General features: G+C 61.0%; 21 protein-coding genes. 16 read left to right on the forward strand and 5 right to left on the reverse strand.

Going from position 1 to position 25,752, the window contains the following annotated elements; genetic code table 11:
- The first annotated feature begins 12 nt into the window (after positions 1 to 12).
- The 14 genes from ccmE to JQ609_RS03460 all read left to right on the forward strand — a co-directional run bounded on the left by ccmE (position 13) and on the right by JQ609_RS03460 (position 18,208).
- Positions 13 to 498, forward strand: coding sequence for a cytochrome c maturation protein CcmE (ccmE, locus tag JQ609_RS03395; protein WP_192734309.1), 486 nt, complete (start codon positions 13 to 15; stop codon positions 496 to 498).
- Positions 495 to 2,477, forward strand: a complete 1,983-nt coding sequence (locus JQ609_RS03400; RefSeq protein WP_212272002.1) for a heme lyase CcmF/NrfE family subunit — start codon at positions 495 to 497, stop codon at positions 2,475 to 2,477. The genes ccmE and JQ609_RS03400 overlap by 4 nt, the downstream gene beginning before the upstream one ends.
- A gap of 4 nt (positions 2,478 to 2,481) precedes the next feature.
- Positions 2,482 to 2,982, forward strand: coding sequence for a cytochrome c-type biogenesis protein (locus tag JQ609_RS03405; RefSeq protein WP_212272003.1), 501 nt, complete (start codon positions 2,482 to 2,484; stop codon positions 2,980 to 2,982).
- A 287-nt stretch (positions 2,983 to 3,269) separates the two neighbouring features.
- Positions 3,270 to 4,286, forward strand: coding sequence for a PAS domain-containing protein (locus JQ609_RS03410; protein ID WP_249127578.1), 1,017 nt, complete (start codon positions 3,270 to 3,272; stop codon positions 4,284 to 4,286).
- 417 nt (positions 4,287 to 4,703) lie between these two features.
- Positions 4,704 to 6,812, forward strand: coding sequence for a methyl-accepting chemotaxis protein (locus tag JQ609_RS03415; protein ID WP_212272004.1), 2,109 nt, complete (start codon positions 4,704 to 4,706; stop codon positions 6,810 to 6,812).
- Positions 6,812 to 7,216 carry a hypothetical protein gene (locus tag JQ609_RS03420; RefSeq protein WP_212205502.1) on the forward strand — a complete coding sequence of 135 codons (405 nt, stop codon included), beginning with the start codon at positions 6,812 to 6,814 and terminating at the stop codon, positions 7,214 to 7,216. Before JQ609_RS03415 ends, JQ609_RS03420 begins: the two co-directional genes overlap by 1 nt.
- A gap of 194 nt (positions 7,217 to 7,410) precedes the next feature.
- On the forward strand, positions 7,411 to 7,932 hold the full coding sequence (locus tag JQ609_RS03425) for a DUF1993 family protein (protein ID WP_212272005.1): 522 nt from the start codon (positions 7,411 to 7,413) through the stop codon (positions 7,930 to 7,932).
- Between the two features lie 307 nt (positions 7,933 to 8,239).
- Positions 8,240 to 9,844: a Do family serine endopeptidase gene (locus JQ609_RS03430; protein WP_212272006.1), complete on the forward strand. Its 1,605-nt coding sequence runs from the start codon at positions 8,240 to 8,242 to the stop codon at positions 9,842 to 9,844.
- Positions 9,845 to 10,135: 291 nt separating this feature from the next.
- Entirely contained in the window at positions 10,136 to 10,816 is a 681-nt protein-coding gene (locus JQ609_RS03435) for a response regulator transcription factor (protein ID WP_192734724.1), read from the forward strand.
- Entirely contained in the window at positions 10,800 to 12,266 is a 1,467-nt protein-coding gene (locus JQ609_RS03440; RefSeq protein WP_212272007.1) for a HAMP domain-containing sensor histidine kinase, read from the forward strand. Before JQ609_RS03435 ends, JQ609_RS03440 begins: the two co-directional genes overlap by 17 nt.
- Entirely contained in the window at positions 12,263 to 15,223 is a 2,961-nt protein-coding gene (locus tag JQ609_RS03445; protein ID WP_212272008.1) for a bifunctional [glutamine synthetase] adenylyltransferase/[glutamine synthetase]-adenylyl-L-tyrosine phosphorylase, read from the forward strand. Before JQ609_RS03440 ends, JQ609_RS03445 begins: the two co-directional genes overlap by 4 nt.
- Before the next feature lie 974 nt (positions 15,224 to 16,197).
- Complete coding sequence (locus tag JQ609_RS03450; RefSeq protein ID WP_212272009.1) at positions 16,198 to 17,247, forward strand: GNAT family N-acetyltransferase; 1,050 nt, start codon at positions 16,198 to 16,200, stop codon at positions 17,245 to 17,247.
- The gene (locus JQ609_RS03455) at positions 17,225 to 17,644 is read left to right on the forward strand and encodes an ASCH domain-containing protein (RefSeq protein ID WP_212272010.1); all 420 of its coding nucleotides are present in this window, start codon (positions 17,225 to 17,227) and stop codon (positions 17,642 to 17,644) included. Before JQ609_RS03450 ends, JQ609_RS03455 begins: the two co-directional genes overlap by 23 nt.
- 12 nt (positions 17,645 to 17,656) lie before the next feature.
- A complete protein-coding gene (locus tag JQ609_RS03460) occupies positions 17,657 to 18,208 on the forward strand; it encodes an ATP-binding protein (RefSeq protein WP_212272011.1) in 552 nt (183 codons plus the stop codon).
- Here the strand turns inward: JQ609_RS03460 and JQ609_RS35860 are convergent.
- From JQ609_RS35860 to JQ609_RS03475, 4 genes are all read right to left on the reverse strand, one after another.
- Complete coding sequence (locus tag JQ609_RS35860; RefSeq protein ID WP_409411159.1) at positions 18,112 to 18,684, reverse strand: GNAT family N-acetyltransferase; 573 nt, start codon at positions 18,682 to 18,684, stop codon at positions 18,112 to 18,114. The genes JQ609_RS03460 and JQ609_RS35860 overlap by 97 nt on opposite strands.
- Positions 18,681 to 19,751 carry a hypothetical protein gene (locus JQ609_RS03465; RefSeq protein WP_212272012.1) on the reverse strand — a complete coding sequence of 357 codons (1,071 nt, stop codon included), beginning with the start codon at positions 19,749 to 19,751 and terminating at the stop codon, positions 18,681 to 18,683. The genes JQ609_RS35860 and JQ609_RS03465 overlap by 4 nt, the downstream gene beginning before the upstream one ends.
- Positions 19,752 to 20,471: 720 nt before the next feature.
- A complete protein-coding gene (locus tag JQ609_RS03470) occupies positions 20,472 to 21,224 on the reverse strand; it encodes an anti-sigma factor domain-containing protein (protein WP_212272013.1) in 753 nt (250 codons plus the stop codon).
- Positions 21,221 to 21,799, reverse strand: coding sequence for a sigma-70 family RNA polymerase sigma factor (locus JQ609_RS03475; protein WP_212272056.1), 579 nt, complete (start codon positions 21,797 to 21,799; stop codon positions 21,221 to 21,223). Before JQ609_RS03475 ends, JQ609_RS03470 begins: the two co-directional genes overlap by 4 nt.
- A 154-nt stretch (positions 21,800 to 21,953) precedes the next feature.
- Between JQ609_RS03475 and JQ609_RS03480 the strand changes: the two genes are divergently transcribed.
- Together JQ609_RS03480 and JQ609_RS03485 are read left to right on the forward strand one after the other, a co-directional pair.
- Positions 21,954 to 22,730: a DUF4394 domain-containing protein gene (locus JQ609_RS03480; RefSeq protein ID WP_212272014.1), complete on the forward strand. Its 777-nt coding sequence runs from the start codon at positions 21,954 to 21,956 to the stop codon at positions 22,728 to 22,730.
- A gap of 1,040 nt (positions 22,731 to 23,770) precedes the next feature.
- A complete protein-coding gene (locus tag JQ609_RS03485) occupies positions 23,771 to 23,968 on the forward strand; it encodes a hypothetical protein (protein WP_212205528.1) in 198 nt (65 codons plus the stop codon).
- Between the two features lie 100 nt (positions 23,969 to 24,068).
- On the opposite strand, the gene JQ609_RS03490 is transcribed toward JQ609_RS03485, so the two are convergent.
- Positions 24,069 to 25,241 (reverse strand): fatty acid desaturase, encoded by a 1,173-nt coding sequence (locus JQ609_RS03490; RefSeq protein WP_249127581.1) that lies wholly within the window; start codon positions 25,239 to 25,241, stop codon positions 24,069 to 24,071.
- Positions 25,242 to 25,752: the final 511 nt, after the last annotated feature.

The raw sequence follows: 25,752 nt of genomic DNA on the forward strand, positions 1-25,752 counted from the left end.
CAAAGGATTATCATGACGCGCAAGCAGCGGCGTTTGACCATGATCGGCGGTTCGCTCGCGGTGCTCGCGGTGGCGGCGGCGCTGGTGCTGAACGCGATGCGCGATTCCATCGTGTTCTTTTCCACCCCTTCGATGGCGGCCGAGAAACAGATTCCGGCCGGCAAGCGCTTCCGCCTCGGCGGCCTGGTGCAGCCGGGATCGCTGGTGCGCGGCGACAATCTGGCGGTGAATTTCAGCGTCGCCGACGGCAGTGCCGTGCTGCCGGTTGCTTATAAGGGAATCCTGCCCGACCTGTTCCGTGAAGGGCAGGGCGTCGTCGCCGAGGGCGCGATCGACGCATCGGGCGTGTTCAGGGCCGACACCGTGCTCGCCAAGCATGACGAGACCTACATGCCCAAGGATGTCGCCGACGCGCTGAAGAAGCAGGGGCACTGGAAGGACGATTATGGCGCCAAGCCGAGCGCTTCGGCGGCGCCGACGCAGGGGGCGCCTAAGTGATCGCGGAAGCCGGACATTACGCGCTGGTGCTGGCGCTGGCGCTGTCGCTGATCCAGTCGACGGTGCCGGTCGCCGGCGCGCGCTGGGGCGATGTCGCCTTGATGAACGTCGCGCGCTCCACGGCGCTGGCGCAGTTGCTGTTCGTGGCGGTGTCGTTCACGGCGCTGGTGATGCTCCATGTCTCATCGGATTTCTCCGTCGCCAACGTGTTCGAGAATTCGCACTCGACCAAACCGCTGCTCTACAAGATCACCGGCGTCTGGGGCAATCACGAAGGCTCGATGCTGCTGTGGGTGGCGATCCTGGCGCTGTTCGGCGGTCTCGTCGCGGCGTTCGGCAACAATCTTCCGCTGTCGCTGCGCGCCCATGTGCTGGCGGTGCAGGGCTGGGTCGCGGCCGCGTTCTATCTGTTCATCCTGATGACCTCGAACCCGTTCCTGCGCATCGCCACGCCGCCGATCGAGGGCCGCGATCTCAATCCGGTGCTGCAGGACATCGGCCTCGCCGTGCATCCGCCGATGCTCTATCTCGGCTATGTCGGCTTCTCGATTTCGTTCTCGTTTGCGGTCGCGGCCCTGATGGAGGGGCGGATCGATGCGGCCTGGGCGCGCTGGGTGCGGCCCTGGACGCTGGTGGCATGGATATTCCTGACGCTCGGCATCGCGATGGGCTCGTACTGGGCCTATTACGAACTCGGCTGGGGCGGCTGGTGGTTCTGGGATCCGGTCGAGAATGCCTCGCTGATGCCGTGGCTCGCCGGCACCGCGCTGCTGCATTCCGCTGTCGTGATGGAGAAGCGCAACGCGCTGAAGGTCTGGACCATACTTCTGTCGATCCTGACCTTCTCGCTGTCGCTGCTCGGCACCTTCCTGGTGCGATCGGGCGTGCTGACGTCGGTGCATGCGTTCGCGACCGATCCGACGCGCGGCGTTTTCATCCTGCTGATCCTCTGTTTTTTCATCGGCGGCAGCCTGACGCTGTATGCCTGGCGCGCATCGACGCTGAAGCAGGGCGGGTTGTTCGCGCCGATCTCGCGCGAAGGCGCGCTGGTGCTCAACAATCTGTTCCTGACCACGGCTTGCGCGACGGTGTTCGTCGGAACACTGTATCCGCTGGCGCTGGAGGTTCTGACCGGCGACAAGATTTCGGTCGGCGCGCCGTTCTTCAATCTGACCTTCGGGCCGCTGTTCGTGCCGCTGATGATGGCGATGTCGTTCGGGCCGCTGCTGGCGTGGAAGCGCGGCGACCTGCTCGGCGCGGCGCAGCGGCTGACGGCGGCGGGCATCGCGGCGCTGATCGCGATTGCGGTGGCGTATGCGTGGACCTATGGCGGCAGCACCTTCGCGCCGCTCGCGATCGGCCTTGCGGTCTTCGTCATCGCCGGTGCGATGTGCGATCTCGCCGAGCGCACGGCCTTGTTTCGCGCCCCCTTTGCGACCGCGATGCAACGCGCGCGCGGCCTGCCACGGGCGACCTGGGGCACCGCGTTCGCGCATGCCGGCGTCGGCGTGGCCCTGATCGGGATCGTCTGCGAGACCACCTGGAACAGCGAATATATCGGCACCTTGAAGCCGAACGAGGTCGCCCGGGTTGCCGGTTACGAATTGAAGCTCGACGGCGTCACGCAGCGGCAGGGACCGAATTATCGCGAGATGATCGCGCAGTTCACCATCAGCCTCGACGGCGAGAAGCTCAGTGTGATGTCGCCGTCGAAGCGCAATTTCACCACGCGGGGATCGTCGACTACCGAGGCCGCGCTGCTGACGCGCGGCGCCAGCCAGCTCTACATCTCGCTCGGCGAGAGCACGAACGAAGGCGCGGTCGCGGTTCGCATTTATCACAAGCCGCTGGTGCTCTTGATCTGGTGGGGCCCTATGCTGATGGCGTTTGGCGGCCTGCTGTCGCTGTCGGATCGGCGCTTGCGCGTCGGCGCGCCGAAGCCCGCGAAGGCTTCGCGAGCGTTGCAGGCCGCGGAGTGATCCATTGAAAGCGCTCCTGGCCTGCACATTTGCCGCGTTTCTCTTGATCGGATGCCCGGCGGCCTACGCGGTGCAGCCCGACGAGATCATGGCGGACCCGGGCAAGGAAGCCCGCGCGCGCGACCTGTCGCGCGAGCTGCGCTGCATGGTATGTCAGAATCAGTCGATCGACGATTCCGAAGCGCCGCTGGCGCGTGACCTGCGGCTGCTGGTACGCGAGCGGATTGCGGCCGGCGACAGCAATTCGCAGGTGATCGATTTCCTGGTAGCGCGCTACGGCGAATTCGTGCTGCTGCGGCCGCGGTTCAACCCGCATACGCTGGTGCTGTGGCTGTTGCCGCCGCTGGCGCTCGGGGGTGGCGGACTGGCGCTATGGATCTACAGCCGGCGCCGTTCGAGATTCCCGGGCAGGGAAGATCAAGGCTTGCTCAAGCTGACGGCCGAGGAAGAGGCCCGCCTGGAGCGGCTGATCGCTGCGAACTCCTCACCGGACAAGCCGATTTAGTTGCGGCGAGAGGTGCCTCTGCTGGTCTCGAGCCCGAACGCAGGGGACCTCGGCAACCATTCCCGGGTGTCCTCTGTCCGATAGCCGACACATCACACCAACATTTTCGTGGTGACCGGCCTGCGCGCCCGATGGGTGAGGCGGGAGGTCGCACTTCGACGGCAAAGAAGTCCGACTGGTAAAATTGCAATCCGACCATGTTCAATTAGTGGTAGAAATACCGTGTCGAGGTTCGAATGATTGTGCTATCCTGATACCTGTTAGAATAGTTGCAGAGGAATTTAAGATTGAGCCAGTTCGAGGGCGACCTCGGGGCGACTGACACTTTTCGGTTTCTTGAAGAGAAGCTTGGTGCGGGGATCTGGCGCTATGACGTTTTAACGAGGCAGATGCTTTGGTCGCGCGGCTTCCATGAATTGCTGGGACTGAATCCCGGCGTGATTAGTCCGTCGCTTGAGGAATTCAATCAGAGAATTCACCCCGACGATCGCTCCTTGAGGCGTGACGTCGGCGACATGCTGCTCGACGGTCTGCCGCTCGATCGCGACCTTCGTATCATCAGGCCGAATGGCCGGCTGCGCTGGGTTCACGACCAGGCCGAGATGTTGCTCAACGAGGCCGGTGAGCCCGCCAGGATAATCGGCGTTACGCTCGACATTACCAAGCACTACGAAACGTTGCAGCCACTCCGGGCGGGCATCGAACGCCACGATGCGTTGATCAAGGCGATAGAAGGTCTGGTGTGGACCGCGAGTTCCGACGGCCGCATCACCTCGCTGCCGAACTGGAAAGCAGCGGGGCAAGACGGGCCGCGGCTGGTTCACGGGAATGGCTGGGTCGACCTGTTGCATGAAGAAGAGCGCGATGCCGCGCTGAAAAGCTGGTCGGTCGCGGTCGAGACCGGGCGGCCTTACAAGGTTGAGCATCGTTTGCTGCAACCCGGCGGTTCTTACCGGTGGTTCAGATTCAGCGCCGTGCCGATCCTGAATCCGGAGGGCGGCATTCAGGAGTGGATGGGCGTGTCCACCGATGTGCATGACCAGAAAGTGTTGGGTCTCACCGCCCCGCCGTCCCGACTCACCGGCGCTCAAATGCGCGCAGCGAGGGGAATTCTGAACTGGTCCGTGAGGCGGCTTGCCGAGCAGGCGGGCGTGTCGCCCGGCGTGGTGCGGCGGCTGGAAGAATATGACGGCGCTTTGCCGGTATCCGACGAATCGCTGGAAGTGTTCCGCAAAGCACTATCGGATGCGGGGGTGGAACTGCTGTTTCCGCAAGTCGGCAAGCCCGGCGTCCGGCCGCGATAATTGCAGAAGGTCCGCATGTGCACGTTCGCATTGCGGCGCGCGCCGCCTGGCGCGCGGACGTTCGGAACCGCTGTTCCGATCCTGGGTTCGAGTGTTCAAGTTCGTCGCCGCACTGCGACGCCTTCTTCCTATATCGCCAGGGTGGAAAAAATTTGTAGTTGCATGGCGTAAATCACTCGCCAAACTGCAATTTTTGCATTTTGTTTCGCAGCGCGTGCGCATTTTTTGTAACGCGCCCACCGCATTGGTGAAATTTTGCTTAACGGCATTCCAATTATTTTCGTTAACGATACGCCTTGCGCTTCGATGCACCCGGGAAAGGACATGCAGAGGACGACGGAATTCGTCGCGAACGGGCAGGTCTGATTTCAAACCGCACGGCGTCGGATTTGAGCATAAATTTGGAGATATCCATTAATGCCATTCATTTCAGGACTTCGCATCCGCGGTCGCCTTATCGCTGGCTTTGCAGCCGTTTGCGCGATCATCGCCACGGCTGTTGGATACACGGTATTTGCCGTCGGCGGGGTCTCCACGATCGTCGATCGCATGGTGAACCTGCGCACCCCGGTGGCACTCGAAAGCACCGAGATGGTTGGCAATCTTTATTCCACATTGGCAACGTTGCGCGGCTACCTGTTGACGGGCAACCCGCAGGGCAAGCTCGATCGCATGGCGATGTGGAAGGAACTGGACAGCACCGTCGCCGCCTTCGACAACAAGGCTGTGCATTTCACCAACCCCGAGAACCAGCGCAAATGGTCCGAGGCCAAGGCATTGCTCGCGGAGTTTCGCGCGGCCCAGGACAAGGCCGAAGCGATCGCCTTCACCACCGACGCGCTGCCGGCGACCAAGGTCCTGCTGACCGAAGCGGGTCCTCGTGCCGAGACCATATTCTCGGAGATCACCAGGATGATCAACGAGGAGGACACCCTGGAGGCGACGCCCGAACGGAAGAAATTGCTCAAGGCGATGGCCGATACGCGCGGCAATTTCGCGGCCGCCACGGCCCAGCTTCGCACCTATCTGTTGTCGGGCGACAAAAGTGACAAGGAGAAATTCGTCAAGCCTTGGGAACTGTTCGAAAAGGGCTTTGCCGCCGTCAGTGCCCAGAAAGGCCTCTTGAGCGCCGGTCAGCTGGCTTCGTTCGACAAGATCAGCAAGGCGCGAGCGGAATTTGCACCGCTTTACGAGAAGATCTTCGGGATCCGGGAGTCCGCGCATTGGAACGTGCCCGTCGCAATTCTCGTCACGGAGGCGGCGCCTCGCGCGCTCAAGATTCTCGATTTGCTTGACGGACCCAAGGGGGCTGACGGTACCCGCTCAGGCGGCATCAAGACCAACCAGAAGAAGATGCTCGCCGAAGAGGCGTCCGCGGTACAGGCGAGCATAGCGTTCCTGACGGCGACGCTGTGGGGGCTGCTTGCAGTGGGCCTCGCGGCCGGCGCGATCATTGCGCTTTTCACGGCGCGCTCGATCGCCACGCCGATCCAGGTGATCACGGGAACGATGGGAAAGCTCGCAACCGGCGACACATCGGTGAGCGTGGCGGGGGTCGAACGCACCGACGAGATTGGCCAAATGGCGGGCGCGGTGCAGGTCTTCAAGGACAACATGATCGAGGCCGACCGGCTGCGCTCCGAGCAGGCGGACGCGGAGAGGCGAGCCGTCGAGCAGCGCAAGGCCGACATGTACAAGCTCGCCGACCAGTTCGAGAACGCAGTCGGCGAGATCATCGAGACGGTGTCGTCGTCGTCGACCGAACTGGAAGCTGCGGCCAATACGCTGACCAGGACCGCGGAGCATACCCAGGAGCTTTCGACCATGGTTGCGGCTGCTTCGGAGGAAGCATCGGCGAACGTTCAATCGGTGGCGTCCGCCAGCGAGGAAATGGCCTCTTCGGTCAATGAGATCAGCCGCCAGGTGCAGGAAGCCGCCAGGATTGCCGGCGACGCCGTGGAGCAGGCACAAACGACCAATGATCGCGTCCATGCGCTGTCCCAGGCCGCTACCCGGATCGGCGATGTCGTCGAACTGATCAATACCATTGCCGGACAGACCAATTTGCTGGCTCTGAACGCCACCATCGAAGCGGCGCGGGCCGGAGAGGCGGGACGCGGCTTTGCGGTGGTCGCATCCGAGGTCAAGGCGCTCGCCGAGCAAACGGCGAAAGCGACCGGCGAGATCAGTCACCAGATTGCCGGCATTCAGACCGCGACGCAGGACTCGGTGGCGGCGATCCAGGAGATCAGCGGAACGATTGGCCGGATCTCGGAGATATCGGCGACCATTGCGTCCGCTGTCGAAGAGCAGGGCGCGGCGACCCAGGAGATCTCCCGCAACGTTCAGCAGGCAGCGCAGGGCACCACGCAGGTGGCTTCGAACGTGACCGACGTGCAACGCGGCGCCCACGAAACCGGGTCTGCCTCGTCGCAGGTGCTTGCGTCGGCGCAATCGCTTTCCCTCGAAAGCAACCGCCTCAGGCTCGAGGTAGGTAATTTCCTCAGCACGGTGCGGGCGGCGTGATGACCCGTTCGACCCCGAGGGCGGACAATCAGAATATTGTCCGCTTGGAAATGAAGGCAAGGGTGGTGCCATCTGCAACTCAACCGTTGGATAACTCAGCCAACATTGCTGAGACATCTGCCGATGCCAATGGGGCCGACGCCGACCCTTTCAAGGAAGCAAAAGCTGAAATTGCCCGGACCGAGCGTACGTGCGAAACGCTGCGTCAGGGCATCGATACAATGCAGCGAGGACTGGAGACACTTGCGGGCGTCGTTGGAGGCCTCAAGGATTGCGAGGCGCGTGAGAGGCTTCAGCATCAGTTGGACTTGATGAACAAGTTGCTGTTGCTGCGACTGGACCAGCTCAGCAGCGTAGATCGTTTGCTGCAGGTCGCACTTGATCGCGCCCGCCGTCCAGGATAGCGCGGGAAGCCTCAGTCCCGTCTCGATGACATGGGTATCGACGGCACACGCTGACGTCCGATAAAGACGCCTGCCGGAGCGCCTGATTGCGGCGGAAACCTCGCCGGAAAGCCGGCCTTGGGCATCCTCGATTGCAAGCGGAGCAGTTTCCGCTAAAACCTCTGGGTAACAAAAAACGCCCCGGGGAAACGGACATGGTTCTTTCGCTCTACGACGCCAGCGTGGCGAACTATCTGCAAACCCTCGGCGCGGTCAGCGGCTTCCTCGACCGCGCGCTGAGCCATTTTGAAGAGAACAACATCGATCCGGAAGCGATCGTCGAGACGCGGCTGGCGGCGGACATGCTGCCGTTCCGCTTCCAGATCATTTCCGTGGTCCAGCATTCCCGCGGCGCCATCGAGGGCGTGCAGCAGGGCCTCTTCAATCCGCCGTCGTTCAAAACCCCGTTCAACTTCGCCGGATTGCAGGCGCATGTGACGCAGGCCCGCGACGCCTTGTCGGCGCTGACGCCGGAAGCGGTCAATGCGCTCGCTGGCCGCGACGTCATCTTCGCGCTCGCCGATCGCAAATTGCCGTTCACGGCCGAAGGCTTCCTGATGTCGTTCTCGTTGCCGAACTTCTATTTCCACGCCACCACGGCTTACGACATCCTGCGCACCAACGGCGTTCCGCTCGGCAAACGCGATTTCATGGGCCGCTTGAAGCTGAAGACCTGAGGGCCCAGCAGGAGCGAGAAACGCATTCATTTGTGCGGTGCGCAGGTAGCGATTTACTTAGAGTTCCGAGATGCGGAACGGGGTTCGGTTTTTTCCGGACCGGGCAGGGGCTGTCACCTTCCAAAAACGCCACATTCCGCCCCGCTAAGCCCTTGGATTGCTGCGCTAAACTGCCGCAGCCATAACCGCCTCCATTACAAAAGTTTAATTCCCTCGCCAGCGCGCGGTAAGGCGCCAGACCCCATCTTCCGTCCTGTCAGGTGCTCGCCCCCGCACCGTCGAATTCTGGATCTGGAGATTTCTGAAAATGACTGAACGTCCCGTCGATCTTTCCTCGCTTCCGTCCTACGGCGCTCCGCGCCGCTCCCTGTTCTCGGCGCGCAAATTCGCGCTGATGGCGTCCGTCGTCGCCGGCTTCGGCGCCGCGGTTTATGGTTTCAGCCCTTCGTCGGGCCCGGTCGATGTGTTCACCAGCGCGGCGCACGCGCAGGTCAACAACGAAGTCCGCAAGGTTGAGCGGCCGATCGGCTTTGCCGACATCGTCGAGCGCGTTAAGCCGTCGGTGATTTCGGTCAAGATCAACATCGCCGAGAAGGTTGCCAGCAAGGACAAGGACGACAGCGCCAACCGGGACGACGACACGCCGTTCCAGCCGGGCTCGCCGATGGAGCGCTTCTTCCGCCGCTTCGGTGGACCGGATGGTTTGCCGCCCGGCCTGCGTGGTAACCCGCGTGGCGGCCGTGGCCCGGTGACCGGCCAGGGCTCCGGCTTCTTCATCTCGCCTGACGGTTATGCCGTGACCAACAATCACGTCGTCGACGGTGCCGACAAGGTCGAAGTCACGATGGACGACGGCAAGAGCTACACCGCCAAGGTGATCGGCACCGATCCGCGCACCGACCTCGCGCTGATCAAGGTCGCCGGCCGCACCGACTTCCCGTTCGCTAAACTGTCCGACTCCAAGCCGCGGATCGGCGATTGGGTGCTCGCGGTCGGTAATCCGTTCGGCCTCGGCGGCACCGTGACCGCCGGCATCGTCTCGGCTTCCGGCCGCGACATCGGCAACGGTCCGTATGACGATTTCATCCAGATCGACGCGCCCGTGAACAAGGGCAACTCGGGTGGACCGGCATTCGATACCGCCGGCGAGGTAATGGGCGTCAACACCGCGATCTATTCGCCGTCCGGCGGCAGCGTCGGCATCGCGTTCTCGATTCCCGCCTCCACGGTAAAAAGCGTGGTCGCCCAGCTCAAGGACAAGGGCTCCGTCGCGCGCGGCTGGATCGGCGTCCAGATCCAGCCGGTGACCGCTGATATCGCCGACAGCCTCGGCCTGAAAAAGGCGGAAGGCGCGCTGGTGGCGGAACCGCAGGCCAACGGTCCGGCGGCCAAGGCCGGCATCGAATCCGGCGACGTCATCACCGCGGTCAACGGCGAGACGGTCAAGGATGCGCGCGAACTCGCCCGCACCATCGGCGGATTGGCGCCGGGTGCCGCGGTTAAGCTCAACGTGCTGCATAAGGGCCAGGACAAGGTCGTCAACCTCACGCTCGGCCAGTTGCCGAACACCGTTGAGGCCAAGGCCAGCATCGACGATGGCGACAAGGCCAAGCCTAACAAGGGAACTGACGTGCCGAAGCTCGGCATGACGGTTGCCCCCGCCAACAGCGTGGCAGGCGCCGGCAAGGAAGGCGTCGTGGTCACCGAGGTCGACCCGAAGAGTGCGGCGGCCGAGCGCGGCTTCAAGGAAGGCGATGTGATCCTCGAAGTGGCCGGCAAGAGCGTCGCTACCGCTGGCGAAGTGCGTGATGCGATCAACGCCGCGCGCACCGACAACAAGAGCAGCGTTCTCATGCGCGTGAAGAGCGGCGGTTCGTCGCGGTTCGTGGCAGTGCCCGTAGCGAAGGGTTAAATACGAGATGGAGGGTTTCGCCGGCAACAGTCGCCCCCGCCGACGGCTCCTTCCGGGGAGCGGGTGCAAAACTCGCTCCCTCCAGCTACCTTTCGATGGAATACGCCCCCCTCTGTCGGAAGGGAAAAGGGCGGCGGGGTCCCCCAGCCTCGCCGCCCGCTTTTTTGGCTTTCAAACACAAATAATTGCGCGGGTTCCCCGTTGCCTTGCATCGGCATGCGCCACGCGCCATGGTGAGAAAAGGCCCACAACGTGAGCACAACCGCTTCTCAGACCGCAACCGCCTCCCAAATGCGCCTGTTGATCATCGAAGACGACCGCGAGTCCGCCGACTATCTGGTGAAGGCGTTCCGTGAAGTCGGATATATCGCCGATCTCGCCAGTGACGGCGAGGAGGGGCTGTCGCTCGCCGACAGCGGCGATTACGACGTGCTGGTGGTCGACCGCATGCTGCCGAAGCGCGACGGCCTGTCGTTGATCGGCAGCTTGCGCGAAAAGGGCAACCGCACGCCGGTCCTGATCCTCTCCGCGCTCGGCCAGGTCGATGACCGCATCAAGGGCCTGCGCGCCGGCGGCGACGATTACCTGCCAAAACCCTATTCATTCGCCGAGCTGCTGGCGCGTGTCGAAGTGCTGTCGCGCCGCCATGGCGGTCCAGCGGAAGAGACCACCTACAAGGTCGGCGATCTCGAACTCGACCGCCTGTCGCACCGCGTCGCCCGCGGCAAGGACGAGCTGACGCTGCAGCCGCGCGAATTTCGCCTGCTCGAATATCTGATGAAGCATGCGGGGCAGGTGGTGACGCGCACCATGCTCCTGGAAAACGTCTGGGATTATCATTTCGATCCGCAGACCAACGTGATCGACGTGCATATCTCGCGGCTGCGCTCCAAGATCGACAAGGGTTTTGAGCGGCCCTTGCTGCACACGATCCGCGGCGCCGGATACATGATCCGTGACGGCATTCGGTAAACTGATCCGCACGACGGCGTTTCGCCTGACGCTGGTCTATCTGTTTCTGTTTGCGCTGTTTGCCGCCTCGCTCTTGGGCTACTTCGCCTGGAATACGCGGCGGATGATCAACGAGCAGATCACCGCGACCGTCAATGCCGAGATCGCCGAGATCGAGACCATCTACGAACGCCGCGGTCTGCAGGGCCTTGCCCTTACGCTCGGTCGCCGCACGCTGCGGCCGGGCGCCAACCTCTATCTCGTCACCACGCCGGCGGGAACGGCGTTCGGCGGCAATGTCGAATCGCTCTCTCCGGGCGTGATGGCTTCCTCAGGCTGGTCCGAGACGGCGTACCGCCGGCTCGACGAGCAGGACACCGCCCACCATCGCGCGCTGGTTCGCGTCACCCAACTCAACAACGGTTTTCGGCTGCTGGTCGGCCGCGATCTCGATGAGCGAAGGCGGCTGTTCGGCATCGTCGCCAAGGCCGCGCAATGGTCGCTGCTGGTCGTCATCGTGCTCGGCCTCGGCGGCGGCATCTTCGTGGCGCGGCGGGTGTTGCGCCGCATCGACGCCATGACCGGCACAACCCGGCGCATCATGGCCGGCGATCTTTCCGGCCGGCTGCCGGTCGGGCGCAGCGGCGACGAACTCGATCGTCTGGCGGAAAACCTCAACGCCATGCTGGAGCGGATCGAGGCCCTGATGATGGGCCTGAAGGAAGTCTCCGACAACATCGCTCATGACCTGAAGACGCCGCTGACGCGGCTTCGCAACCGCGCCGAGGAGGCGTTGGCGAGCTCCGGCAGCGAGGCCGAATACCGCGCCGCGCTGGAACGCACCATCGAGGAATCCGACGGCCTGATCCGCACCTTCAACGCGTTGTTGATGATCGCGCGCGCCGAGTCCGGGCAGGCGCGCGGCAACATGGACGATTTCGACGCCGCCGACGTCGCCAAAGGCATCCACGAACTCTATGAGCCCTTGGCCGAAGACGACGGCCTGACCCTGCGCGTCAAGGCGGCACCCTCAGCCCTGCACGGCAACCGCGAGCTGATCAGCCAGGCGCTGGCCAATCTCGTCGAGAACGCGATCAAATACGGCAAGCCGGACCCTGCGGTGCAGCCGCTGGACGCCGCCGTGGCGGCACGTTCCAAAGAAATCCTGATCGAGGCGCGGCGCGAGGGCGATTCCGTGCTGCTCAGCGTTACCGATCACGGCCCCGGCATTCTCGAGGGCGACCGCAAGCATGCGGTGGAGCGCTTCGTGCGGCTGGAAGCCAGCCGGACGCTGCCCGGTTCCGGCCTCGGCCTCAGCCTGGCCTCGGCGGTGGCAACCCTGCATGGCGGCGAACTCCGGCTCGGCGATGCGCATCCGGGCCTGGTCGCGACGCTGGCCATTCCGGCGCGCGCGGCCTCCGGTGACAGGCTTGCGGCTCAAACGCCGGATGTGCCACAGAAGGTGGCATGAACTCATCCGCGCCGGGCAACGCGGAAGGACAGGGCCTCGCCGCACGCTTCGTGGACGGGCCGCATGTCTCCGCTTCCAGCAATGCCGAACAGATCGTTTCAGCCTGGCTCTCCGAACTGGAGCCGGCGCAGTCGGCTGCGCTCGAGGCCGTGCTGACGCAGCCGTTCGCCCGGCGCATCCTGCTCGGGACTGCGGAATTCTCGCCCTATCTGTTCGACCTGATCCGCGCCGACGCCGCGCGGCTGATCCGCCTCTTGGCGTGCGACCCGGAGTCGCACCTTACCTCGCTGATCGCGAAAACCACCGACGACGTATTCAATGCGGCCAGCGAAGCCGACGTGATGCATCTGCTGCGCCGCATGAAGGCGGAAGCCGCACTGATGACCGCGCTGTGCGACATCGGCGGGGTCTGGCCGGTGATGCGGGTGACGGCTGCGCTGACCGATCTCGCGGTCGCTTCAGTGCAGGCGGCGTTGCGGTTCCTGCTCCGCCAGGAAGTCGTGCGCGGCCGGATGAATGCGGCCAACCCTGACAAGCCCGAGGAAGGCTGCGGCCTGATCGTGCTGGCGATGGGCAAGATGGGCGCAGGCGAATTGAACTATTCCAGCGACATCGACCTGATCGTGTTCTTCGATCCGGCAGCGACCTCGCTCGTCGGCGACATCGAACCGGCGCCGTTCTTCGTGCGCGTCACGCAGGCGCTCGCACGAATTCTGCAGCAGCGCAGCGGCGACGGCTATGTGTTCCGCGTCGATCTGCGGCTGCGGCCCGATCCCGCCTCGACGCAGGTCGCGATGTCGACCGACGCGGCGCTGCATTATTACGAGCGGGAAGGGCGCACCTGGGAACGCGCCGCGATGATCAAGGCGCGGCCCTGCGCCGGCGATCCCAAGGCCGGCGAGGCGCTGATTGCCGAACTGGCCCCGTTTGTCTGGCGCAAGCATCTCGACTTCGCCGCGCTTGCCGACGTCCACGACATGAAACGGCAGATGCAGACCTATCGCGGCCAGAGCGAGATCTCGGTCGAGGGCCATAACGTCAAGGTCGGCCGCGGCGGCATCCGCGAGATCGAATTTTTCGCCCAGACCCAGCAATTGATTGCCGGTGGCCGGCATCCGCATTTGCGGGTGCGGCCCACCCTGCAGGCGTTGCAGGTGCTGGCGACCAGCAACTGGATCACGTTTCAGGCGCTGGAAGAACTTACCATCGCCTACGAATATCTGCGCCGCGTCGAACACCGCTTGCAGATGATATCCGACGAGCAGACCCATGCGCTGCCGGACGATTCCGATGCCGTGGCGCGTTTTGCAAACTTCTTCGGCTATGAAAGCCGCGCCGCCTTCGCGAAAGATCTGCTCGGGCACCTCAACATCGTGCAGGGGCACTACAGCAAGCTGTTCGAGGGCGACCCGACCGGCACCGTGAAACTGCCCGACGTCAATTACGGCGCGGGTCCGGAAGACAAGCGGCTGCTCGACCATCTCGGCTCGCTCGGTTTCAAGAAGCCGGTCATGGTCGCCGGCACGCTGCAGCAATGGATAGCCGGCGATTATCGCGGGCTGCGTAACGAGGCCACCAAGAGCGCGTTCATCGAATTCATCCCCGGCCTGATCGACGGCCTCGCGCATGCCGAGGACCCCGACGATGCCGTGGCGGCATTCGACCGCTTCCTGGGCGCCTTGCAGCGCGGCGGGCGGTTCATCTCGCTCTTGAGCCAGAATCGCGATCTCGTTGCACTGGTGGCGCTGATCCTCGGCGCGGCGCCGCGGCTCGGCGACATGTTGGCGCGCCAGCCGCAGATCATGGACGGGCTGATCGACCCGCGCTTCTTCGGCGCGATGCCGGACCAGAAGGAATTGTCCGCACGCCTCGCGACGACATTGAAGGACGCGGATTCCTACGAGGACTTCCTCGACCGTCTCAGGTTGTTCGGCCAGGAAAGCCTGTTCCTGATCGGCACGCGCATTCTTTCAGGTACCGTGTCGGCGCAGCAGGCCAGCGTCGCCTTTGCTGATGTGGCCGAAGGCATCGTGCACACCGTGCATGGCCTCGTCACCGACCAGTTCGCGACCCAATATGGCAGGATCAAAGGGCAGGAGACCGCGATCCTCGCGATGGGCCGGCTCGGCAGCCGCGAGATGACGGCGTCCTCCGATCTCGATCTGATCCTGCTCTATGATTTCGACGAGGAGCATCCGGATTCCGACGGCGAACGGTCGCTGCACGGCGCGCAGTATTTTGCGCGGCTGACCCAGCGCCTGATCTCGGCCTTCACGACGCGGACCAATTACGGCGTGCTCTATGACGTCGACATGCGGCTGCGCCCCTCGGGCCGCGCCGGCCCGGTGGCGTCGCGGATCGATTCATTCGCCGACTATCAGGAACGCGAAGCCTGGACCTGGGAGCACATGGCGCTGACACGCGCGAGGGTGATCTCGGCATCGCCCGCGTTCCGCAAGAAGATCGAGGACATCATCCGCGGCGTCCTGGTCCGCTCCCGCGATCCCGCCAGCACGGCGACCGACGTCGCCGACATGCGCCGCGCGATCGCGCTGGAAAAGGGCGAGGACGACATCTGGGACCTGAAACTCGCCGCCGGCGGTCTCGTCGATATCGACTTCATCGCGCAATATCTGCAGCTGGCTTATGCGGCCGAGAAACCCGAAATCCTCAGCGTCTCGACGCTGCAGGTGCTCGACAACGCCGCGCGCTCAGGCGTGCTGCCGCAAGCCGAAGCCGAAGTGCTGCGCTCCGCGACGCGGCTCTATCACGACCTGACCCAGATTTTGCGGCTCTGCGTGAACGGCAAGTTCAACCCGGAAACCGCAGGTGAAAACCTGCAGCGCGTGATGGCGCGCGCCGGCGACACCCCGGATTTCTCGACGCTGCAGGCGAGGGTAAGGGAGACGGAGGCCGAGGTGAGGCGGGTGTTTCTGGCGCTGGTGGGCGGGGGGTAGGGGGCGGCGAGGGCGTATTCCTACACGAACTCGAGGGTTACTTACGGGGTGAGTGCTTATTCTGTATCGGCTACTTCAGCGGCTCTGGCCCAATGATGGGACGGGTTTGAGGGTAGACCGTCGGAGCTTTGCCGTAGCTTTCCGACCAGATTCTTTGCCCACGCAAAAAAAACAGACTACCGTTGAAAAACTTGAAGCTCGATCCGCCCGCAACCGAGGTAAAGCATCGGTCGCTTTAGCAAAAGTAACGCCCGTGCTTGCATTTCAACATACTTTCTTGCGAAGATTGTCGCTAAGCATTAGCTTACAGCGTGACGGAAAGAGCAGAAACAAGAATGACGATCAGCGTACTATTGCTCAAATGCTACCGCCAACATTACGGCGACGTTGATGTGAAGGACGTGCCGCTAGCCGCAGAGCCACTTGTTGAAGCAAAGCAAATTGCTCGGCGTTCGTTGCTCGGTTGGTTTAAGGCCAGCCGTTTCCGCTCGGGCCAGCAACCTCATACAGCGGACTTGGTTGCTAGCGATGGGAGAGTAGTTGCCACTTTTCATGTTCGCCCTGGCGCTAACGGCGATGAGTGCGTCGAAATTCCCCATGCTAGGCGGCCCTAAAGCCGAAAAGCGGCAGGCCTGACGCGATCCGCGATGCCGCGATGGTGCCAAGATCACCGCCGGGCAACCCGCCACCGATGACGGCGAAACTCCCCGTTGTGGGAATGTAAGTGCGGATGACCGGCCAGTTCGAAGGGCGGAATAGCGCCTTTGCAATCTGGCAATGGGACCGGAATAGCGGACCGTATTCCGCCGCTTTTGCTAAGCTTTATCAAATACTTGGATGGGGCACAGGATGGCTGTCCGGGCTCCTTGTGTCTCTAGGCACGCCGGGGCTGCAGACTTGTGGATCTTGTATCGAATCGACCAACAATAGCTAATATGAGTTGTCGATCCTGTTTCTCGCAACCGGGGCTTAAGTTGGCAAGGCAGCTTCGATCAACGACGTTTCGTACCCTTTCTCTTTCTGATCCATTCTTCGACAGCCTGAAGGCCGGTTATAAGGGTTTCGAAGCTTGGTTCAAAAGTAAGGCGCACGAGGAACTTTACGTAGTCGATGACAAACATCGACTAAGTGGAATGATTTATCTAAAGCAGGAAGACGGCTCGGTTTCGGATGTTGAGCCTGCTCTTCCCCCAAGACGTTGGCTAAAGGTTGGTACCCTAAAAATTGAGGGACGTGGAACGAAGTTGGGGGAGCGCGTCCTCAAGAAGATATTGGACACGGCAATTGAGGAGGATCGGAACGGGGTCTATATCACAGTCTTCGAACTTCACTCTGACCTCATTCGTCTTTTCGAGCGCTATGGCTTCAAGCGTTACGCAGTAAAACGCACAGCGGATGGCACAGAGCTAGTGCTGGCGAGAGAGTTGACCGCCTTAAGCGGCGACATAGTCCAAGATTATCCGTTTTTCAGAACACGCGGTCGAAAAGTATGGCTGCTTGCCGTCTATCCTGAGTATCATTCGCAGCTACTCCCAGACTCAATTTTGAACAATGAGCCGCGCGAAATTGTTCGGGATGTATCTCATACAAACACAATTCATAAGATGTACATCGGTCGGCTTTCACTTACTCGAATGACGAGGGGTGACATCGTTGTGATATATCGGACGACTGATGGCATTGGTCCCGCATTTTATCGATCAGTGGCGACGTCGATATGTATTGTTGAAGAAACAAAGACTAAGAAAGATTTCGCTGACGAGGAGGCATTCCTCAAATATGCGAGTCCACACAGTGTTTTCTCGAGGGACGAACTGAGAGAAAAATACTCTACTGAGAATAGGCTCTACGTAGCTAAGATGACATACAACTCGGCGTTCAATAAGCGCATTACCCGGGGGCGTCTTTTAGAAGAAGCAGGAATCAGTGAGCATCCGCGATGGGACCTTCGTGAATTATCTAGCGCACAGTTGGAGCGCATATTGGAGATGGGAAGCGTAAATGCTCGTCTTGTTGTCGATTAGACCGCCTCACGTGGAGAATATTTTCGCGGGCCTGAAGACCTTTGAATATCGAAGAAGGGTATTTTCGCGAACTGATGTTCGAACAGTTTTGGTCTATTGCACGAAACCGATCGGAAAAATCGTCGGCGAATTCGATATCGATGGTGTACTCCAAGACAACCCGGAGCGCTTATGGCGGAAGACCCGTGAAGGGTCCGGCATTTCGAAGCGGTACTTTTTGGACTATTTCGCTGGCCGTGACCTTGGTTTTGCGCTCAAGATCGGAAAGGTGCGCCTTTTTTCGGAGCAGCTGGATCCCAACGATCTAATTGCCAATTTCTTCCCGCCGCAGTCTTATATGTATATGGCAGAAAATCGCTACGTCCAAAATCTTCCGATTCGAAAGATGACAACCTGAAGAGTGTGATCGGTGACGAGTGCAATTCTCGTTTTTGGTGTTCCGGGCGTCGGTAAGACGACGGCATGTAAGTCCTATGTTCGGCGTCATCCGTCGTTTGCCTACATCAGCGCTAGCGAGGTGCTTCGGGAGGAGAGTGATTCTTCAATCGAAGCTCTGAGGAAATCAGGCGTTCAGGATATCTTGCGGAATCAAGGTATTCTCGCTCACGCGCTGGCCAGTCGAATGAGATACAGCCAGAAAAACTACTTCTTGATCGATTCGCAGAACGTAATTGACAACGATGTCGAGCTTATCGACGTTCCGATCGACGTTGTTCGTTCGCTAAGCCCGAGCGGCATAATTCTTTTAGAGTCAAGCGCTGCGGATATCTATCTCAGACGATCAAACGATATCCGGAGTCGACCAGTCCGAAAAATTGACCAAATAGATCTGCATATTCAAAGAACTCGAAGAGTTACGGTTGACTATGCAACAAACCTTGGCGTGCCAATGTTGATTGGATTAGTTACGAATGGCTTTGAAATTGACGAGCTTGTGGACAAATTACTTGCGGGGGATTGAGCTAACAAACTTGCCTCATTGTAGGAAATTTCAGTCTTACCGGGAATGTACCTTCCGACAAGAGATGAGCTGTATCGAAATCGATACCGCTCAAAAATGCGATCGAAGGCCGGAAGTTTCGCTTGGCTTACAGTGAGGTGTGGCTGGTCTGTGCCTACCCAGTGGAGTAGAGCGTCGAACAAGCGCAAGCCAATACCTCGACCGAAATATGACGGGCAAACGCGGACGGTGCAGATCTTTTTCTCGCTGAGGTCGTTCTTGCCGATTCCGACTCCAACGATTCCACCATTCCGCTCGACGCATATCAACGTTCGCGTGCCCTCTCTTAAGCCAGGAACAACCGTCTGCTCGAACCAATTTTCAATATTGGGATAGTCGTCCGATAGCGGTAGAAGAAATTTCAGAGCTTGGCTTTCGACTGGTCTGAGCGGCAATCTGTTGGATATGCTGGCGCGAAGGAGTGAGTGATTGATCATCTGCGTTTCTCTCCAGAAGGAGCGGATGTCTTCGCATCTTGAGGGCCGTTCGAGCTGCTCGCAATACCCGCATCAATTCGCGATGCGGTGAGATTGCCAAGTACACCAAAAGCGAATGCGATAAGTAAGTATGTTAACAAGATGCGCAGGCTGCTACGCCGAATTCGTAACTTCACGAAGGCGAAAAAATCTTCCACGGGCGTTTTTTCGCTGCGCCAATGATAGACCATCATCCCGGCAGGTAGGCCGTCGGCAACATATGAATTCCAGATATTGTGTTCCAGAACGCGATTCTTGTGTGTCGCAATACTCGTGCCTGTGAGTTCTGCTGTCACGGGAATCGCAGTCAGAAACGCAACTTTTTTCAGTTCCGCTGGCTGTAGGGCAGCGTCGGTACGCATCAGAGTTTCGATTTTGGGCGGTAAGGTCCGAGCCTCATTTAGCCGGAAGTCGACACATTCGATTTCTTCAAATCCGCTCTGAAACCATCGGTCGTGTGGGGATGTCACTGAAATGAAAGGGTTGGGGTCACCACTTGGAAGGAGCGTGCGAATCCGAAAATAGGCCGGGTATATGTTCGTCATTCCGTAGCCAACTTCGTCGAGGGCGTGCCGAGTGATCGTTACGAGTGTCCCGCCGTCTTCGTCGCTTAACGTAAGTTGGCCTTCGTCTAAATGCTCACCGGACAGTGCAAATTGGTGGACTCTGCAGAACGAAATACCGTTCTTCATAAGGTCTACTCGAGAAGGTCCCGGGGGCCCACTCAAATGGCTAGTCAATGGTTCGTTAAAAATACCTTGGGCAATCTCGACTGACCTAAAATATGGACCGCAATCTTTGATCTCCTTTGCCGAAATGCGGTACGGAACAAAAATCCGTATTCTTTCGATCTTTTTCGGATCGGCGATCAGAACTCCAATCTCGGCAAAATCGTTTTCTGGCTTTCTCTTTCTGAAAAAACCTGGTTTTTGAGCCACCCGCCAATAGTTAAAGTGTACGTCCGCGGATGCACCGCTTTCTCCTAGCCTATGGGCGCACCATACGGCCATACTTCCGACCGAACCCATAGCTGGAAAGTCCCCCTAACCGAATCAAATTTGAGCGTAGTCTCCTAATTTGTACCCCAACTTGTCGATGACAACCAGCGGTGGAAAGCCAAGCCGGATGGCACGGGAGGTCCGTAAGGCGGATTAGCGTAGCGTAATCCGCCGCTTTTGCTGGTCGGGGGTTGCGCCTTCGGCTTAAGTCCGCCCTGTACGGGCTGTAAAGATAACGTGGACACAGAACCTTTGCACGTTTGGCGGCGCCCGAATACGAAGGAATGCGTATGCCTCCACCGGGAGGGCGAAAAGTTCGAATTAGAGCCATGGCTAAGCGCTTGGAGGAGGCATGGCAAATTGGACTGCACGTATCATAGCAATCTTGCTGGCGGGCGTTTCTGGCGTTGCGAACGCACAGGCGAACTGCGAAGCGATGCCGCGCGGACCGGCGCGCACGGATTGTTACCTTAGCCTGAGTGAGTTCTACCGTAGACAATCGGATTTTGCCGCCGCCAAAGCGCACGCGCAGTCAGACGCCGCGTGGTATCGGGCAATGACCGGAACAGACCTTCCGAAACACAAGCACCGTCGGCGACGATAGGAAGAAAGCCGCTAGCGGGTTTCTTACGAGAGTTCGTAGGGCGGAATAGCGTAGCGTATTCTGCCGCCTTTGCCCTTTTGCTCTTCGACGGATTGCGCCTTCGGCTTAAATCTGCCCTCCGTGTTACGCGCTGACGGCTCCAAACGCTACAACGCCCGCGCCGCATTGCCCTTGAACAGGATCGGCCCCGTCGGCCGGCCGATCGGAGAGCCGCCTTCCGGCTCCAGCGTGATCTCGAACAGCTGGTCCGGCACGGTTTCCGGCAGCGATCCCAGGTCGAGCTGCAGCGTGCGCGATTGACCGGTGAGGCCGATCGATTTCGGGCCGATCGTACGATCCCACAAGGTCCAGACCTGCAGCGTGCGGCCGGCGGGAACATCGATCGGGCGGAGCGGAATGAGCTCGACGCGGCCATTGGCAAAAGTGTTGACGATAGCGCCGGCTTCCTTCGTCGCGTCATTCACCAGCACGGCGACGTAGATCGGCTTGCGCTGCGCCAGCGCGATCATGTCGTTGCGGAGCTGGCGCGACGTGATCAATGCGCCGACCATGATCGCGGCGAACAGCAGTGCGGCGAAGACGCCGCCGATGCCGGCCCCGCGCCAGAACCGGATGTTGTTCCAGAGCGTGGCGCCGCGCAGTGCCGCGCGCGCGGAGGGCGGTGAGTAGATCGGTTCGGCCTTTGTCGCGTCCGCGATCCGCTGCCACAGGGCGGGGCTCGGCGGAGTTTCGTCGGCGGTGGCATCGAGATCGGCCAGCCGTTCGCGCCACGCGCTGACGGCCCGGGCAAAGGCGTCGTCGGTTGCGATGCGCCGCTCGGCCGCGGCGTGCTCCGCGCCCTCCAGCAGGCCCATCACATAATCGGCGGCCATTGCGTCATCGGCATTGGGCTCGGTCATCCCATGCACTCCTGCAACGCGAACAGGCTGCGCCGCACCCAGCTTTTGACCGTCCCGAGCGGAACCCGCAGCTTTCCCGCCAACTCGCCGTGACTCATGCCGTGGACATAGGCCAGAACCACCACGTCGCGCCGCGGGCGGTCGATCCGCTCGAGGCAGCGGCGCAGTGCGCTGGTCTCCGGCATGCGCGACAGGGTTGCTTCGCAGTCGATCTTCTCAGCGCTTTCATCCGAGGTTTCATAGCGGTGCTCATCGCGATGGATGCTCAGGGCACGGTTGCGCACGACCGCATAGAGCCAGCCGCGGGCGCTGCCGCGATGCGGGTCGAACCCGGCGGCGCCGCGCCAGATCCGGATAAAGGCATCGTGCACCGCTTCTTCCGCCAGATCCTGCCGGAACAGGATGCGGCGGGCGACGCCGATCATGCGCGGCGCTTCGCTGTCGTAGATCATCCGCAACGCCGCGCGGTCGCCGGCGGCACAGCGCGCCAATGCCGCGGCAAGCTGCAGCTCGCGCTCCTGATCTGATGGGGCAGGGTGGCGCGAATCTGCGGTGATGGTGCCATTTCCGGTCATGTCTATGCCCTTGCATAGTTGTTGTACCGGCGCGTGCGGCATTTGGATGCACGGCCAGAAATTTATTTTCAGGCCCCTGCATCCGTTTCGCCGGCGCCGCCGGTATCCGCTGTGTTGGTCCCGAGAGGGCCGTCAAGAACACAGGGAGTTTTCGATGATTATTCGCTCGATTTTCGCCGCTTCAGCCGCGATCCTGCTGTCGTCCGCCGCCGCCAATGCAGCTCAGGTTGCCGCGCTGATCGGCGGTGACACCATTGCCATGGTCGATACCGCGCAGAAGAAAGCCACCGGTTCCGTCAAGGTGTCCGGCATTTCCGGCGCGCTGGTCGGCATCGACGTGCGCCCGGCCGATGGCCTGCTCTATGGGCTGGTCGACGATGGAACCGTGGTGACCATTGCGGCGGACGGCAAGGCCACGACGAAGTCCAAGCTCGACACCACGCTTGCCAAGGGCGTGGCCGCGACGGTGGATTTCAACCCGGTGGCGGATCGCCTGCGCGTGATGGGTGCTGATGGCATGAACCTGCGCGCCAATGTCGATGACGGCAAGGTGACCAAGGACGGCGATCACAAATATGCCGACGCCGACATGCACAAGGGCGAGAAGCCGAACATCGTCGCCGGCGCTTACACCAATTCGGTGAAGGGCGCCAAGGAAACGGCATTGTTCAATATCGATGCCACCATCGGCGGATTGATCAAGCAGGCGCCTCCGAACGATGGCGTGCTCGGCGCCATCGGAAAGCTCGGCATCAAGCCGAGCAACGTTGCGTTCGACATCTGGTCCGACGGTTCGGGCAAGAACGAAGCCTGGCTGATGGCCGACGGCACGCTCTACAGCGTCGACCTCGCCACCGGCAAGGCGACCGAGGCCACCAAGATCGCCGGTGTCAGCGGCACAGTGAAGGATATCGCGATCATGGGCATGTAGCAGGCAGCTACTGCCCCGTCATTCCGGGGCGGGCGCAAGCGCGAACCCGGAATGACGGCGTGATGTTGTACGCCGCTCTCATTGCGAGCGGAGCGAAGCAATCCATATCGCTCCGAGCCGAGGTATGGATTGCTTCGCGGAGCCTGTCATCGCGCGCGCATTCGCGCGACCCGTTGGCTCGCAATGACGGTGGAGAGAGCGGCGACCAATCAATCGCCGGCCGTGCCCGGTGTAGCCTCAGGCGAAGTCCAAACGACTTCTGATTGGCAGAAATCGTGTCAAGCGGAAAATTTCCGAAAGTCAAAAATATTTCTCTTCCCTCCAACCCCAAATCACCTGCACATCAATAGCCATCCCGTCCCAATCAGAGGGGCGTTGGCCATCGTCACAACGAGGGGCGGGTCGCGGTGGACGCTGATGTTGCGATTGACGGTCGTGACTGAGGCGTACGGTGAAAGCGTGTGGTCCTGGCGCCCGTAACGGCGTCAAGCTCTGAAGAAGCCAACGCTTCCGAGGGGTGACGGTGGCAATAGAGACCGTCTCACCGGGGAGAGCGCGCCATAAGCCGTAAAGCCATTGCGCAGGGAATGTCGGATGTTCTCCGCTGCCCTGTATGCTCGTGTGCAGCTTTCTTTGCACAATTCGCACACGAGACCGCGGGTGCAGCGCGCATCCGGCATTCCCTGCGCCCTCTGAATTTTCGAGGGCAAGGAATTTCTAGGTAAACCTCGGGCGCAATGCGTCGCGAGAATGCGAAACTATATCCTCGTCGTCCCGGCCTTGAGCTCAGATGCGCAATTGCGCATCTGAGCTCAAGGCCGGGACGACGAGTTGAGAGAGCTGAGAAACGCAATGACGTGGCGGGCTATTTGAAATTCAAATCAGACTCGCAGGGGCAAGCGAAGCGACCTGGCGCAGCCATCGCTTAGATTGCCGCTTTTCAACGACGTGACGACAGTCACGGAAGAGGTTTGCTTAGCCGGCATAGGTTGCGCTCATGACGAGCGGTGATCGCTTGCGCCAACGGATGGAGACTTGCCATGACCAAGGTCAATCATGAACTGAGCATCGACGAATTGGGTGTGATCAGCGGAGGCGGCTTGAAATCGGCGTTTGACAAAGTGCCTGCGTCCACCGCCACAAGCGGCACCGGCACCGGTGCGCCGGATTGGTGGAAACCGTTTCCCGGCTATTTGACCATGGATTCAGTCAGGGCGCTCGGCCCCATTGGATTCTGATAGTTTGCAATTCTGATAGTTTGAATGGCTCGCAGGCGGAATGGCACTTGTAACGCCGTAGCCCAACGGGCGAGGGCGGAAGCCATTCCGCCGCTTTTTCCTACGCCCGCACCGGCACCGCAATCAGCTGCGAGCCGACCGCACCGAGCAAGAGCTGGTGCGCGCGATCGACGATTTCGTCGAGCGAGCGGGTGCGCGCAAACATCGCCTGCGCCTGCGCCAGCAATTCGTCGCGCGTTGGAATCCTCGGATGGAAGGATGCCAATATCTCGGCCGTTTGCGATCGGGCCTGGCTCAGCGTCTCCTGCAACGCCACCAATTCGGACGAATGCAGCGCCGACGAAACGGCGAGCGCAATCCGCTCCGGATTGAACCAGGCGACGAGTTCATCGGCGGCGCGATTGATGACGCGCGAACCCAGCCGCTGCTCGTTGCGCAGCACTTCCGCGGGCGGCGTCTTCAGGTCCCGGACGACGCGAACGAAGGACAGCGCCTTCAGCATGTAAAAGGTGACGTCGATTTCCCACCAGCGAAAACCCTGGCGGGCGCTGCTCTGGTAGGCGTGGTGGTTGTTGTGCCAGCCTTCGCCCATGGTGAAGAACGCCAGCAGCCAGTTGTTGCGGGAATCATCGCCGGTGACGTAGCGCTTGCGGCCGTGAACATGCGCCAGCGAATTGATGCAGAAGGTCGCGTGATAGAGCAGCACGGTGCTCCAGACGAAACCGACCACGAGGCCGGACCATCCGCCGATCAGGAAACAGATGATCGCGAGGATCACGCTCGGCAGCTGCTCGAACCGGTGCAGGAACCTCAATTCCGGAAAGGCCGCAAAATCGGCGACCTTGACCAGATCGGTCAGGTCGTGTTGCCGGTAAAAAATCCATCCGACATGGCTGTAGAAGAAACCCTTGTGGCGGGGCGAATGTACGTCATGTTGCGTATCGGAATGCAGATGGTGGTGGCGATGCTTGGCGGCCCACCACAGCACGCTCTTCTGGGTGGTGCTCTGGGCCAGGAACGCCAGCACGAATTGAAACAGGCGGCTGGTCGCATAGGACCGGTGCGAGAAGTAGCGGTGATATCCCGCCGTGATCGCGAACATGCGCAGCCAGTACAGCGTCACGCAGATCGCGACGGCCTGCCAGGTGATGCCGGTCCAGAACGCGGCAAAGCAGCTGAGGTGCAGCACGATGAACGGCAGCGCGGACGGGTACATGATGTCGTCATGCGCATCGGCGGTTTGGGCGTCGGCATTGTCTGGCTTGTCGATCATGAAGTGCGTACTTGGCTCCCTGGCGCATGCCGGCCGTTGCCGGGCATGACTCACGGTTGATGGACGAGGCGATGATCGCATCCACCGGTTAAGACCCGCTAAGGGGCCCGACGATGTTTGTTCGAGAGTGGGCAGAGGCTCGTCAGTCACGCGCGCAACGCGGCGAGGCCAAGTCGGTCGGCCGAAGTTCAATGACCATAAATAGTTGCGGCCTGCCGGGGGCGCAAGGCAATGTCCGGTACCGGACCTGAGGCCGTGGGTCGCACTCCGGCTGAAAGGGGCGAGGGCAGGCGAAAGACGGCCAGCCCGCGTCCTGATCGTAATTGGAATTGTTCCAAATTTCTGGGAACCCGTTCCATGCCGTTCGCCTAATAAGCCCTGAAAATCGGGCGATATCAGTCTCCAATGAGCGCCGAAACCGCGTGATTGGAGTTCGGCTTTTGACGTATGGGTCCAGCGGCGGCCATGGTATTTGTCACCGCCGGACCATGGGGTTAACCGACCAGATTCA

This window comes from Bradyrhizobium sp. AUGA SZCCT0169 (genome assembly GCF_018130085.1).
Classification (GTDB): Bacteria; Pseudomonadota; Alphaproteobacteria; order Rhizobiales; family Xanthobacteraceae; genus Bradyrhizobium.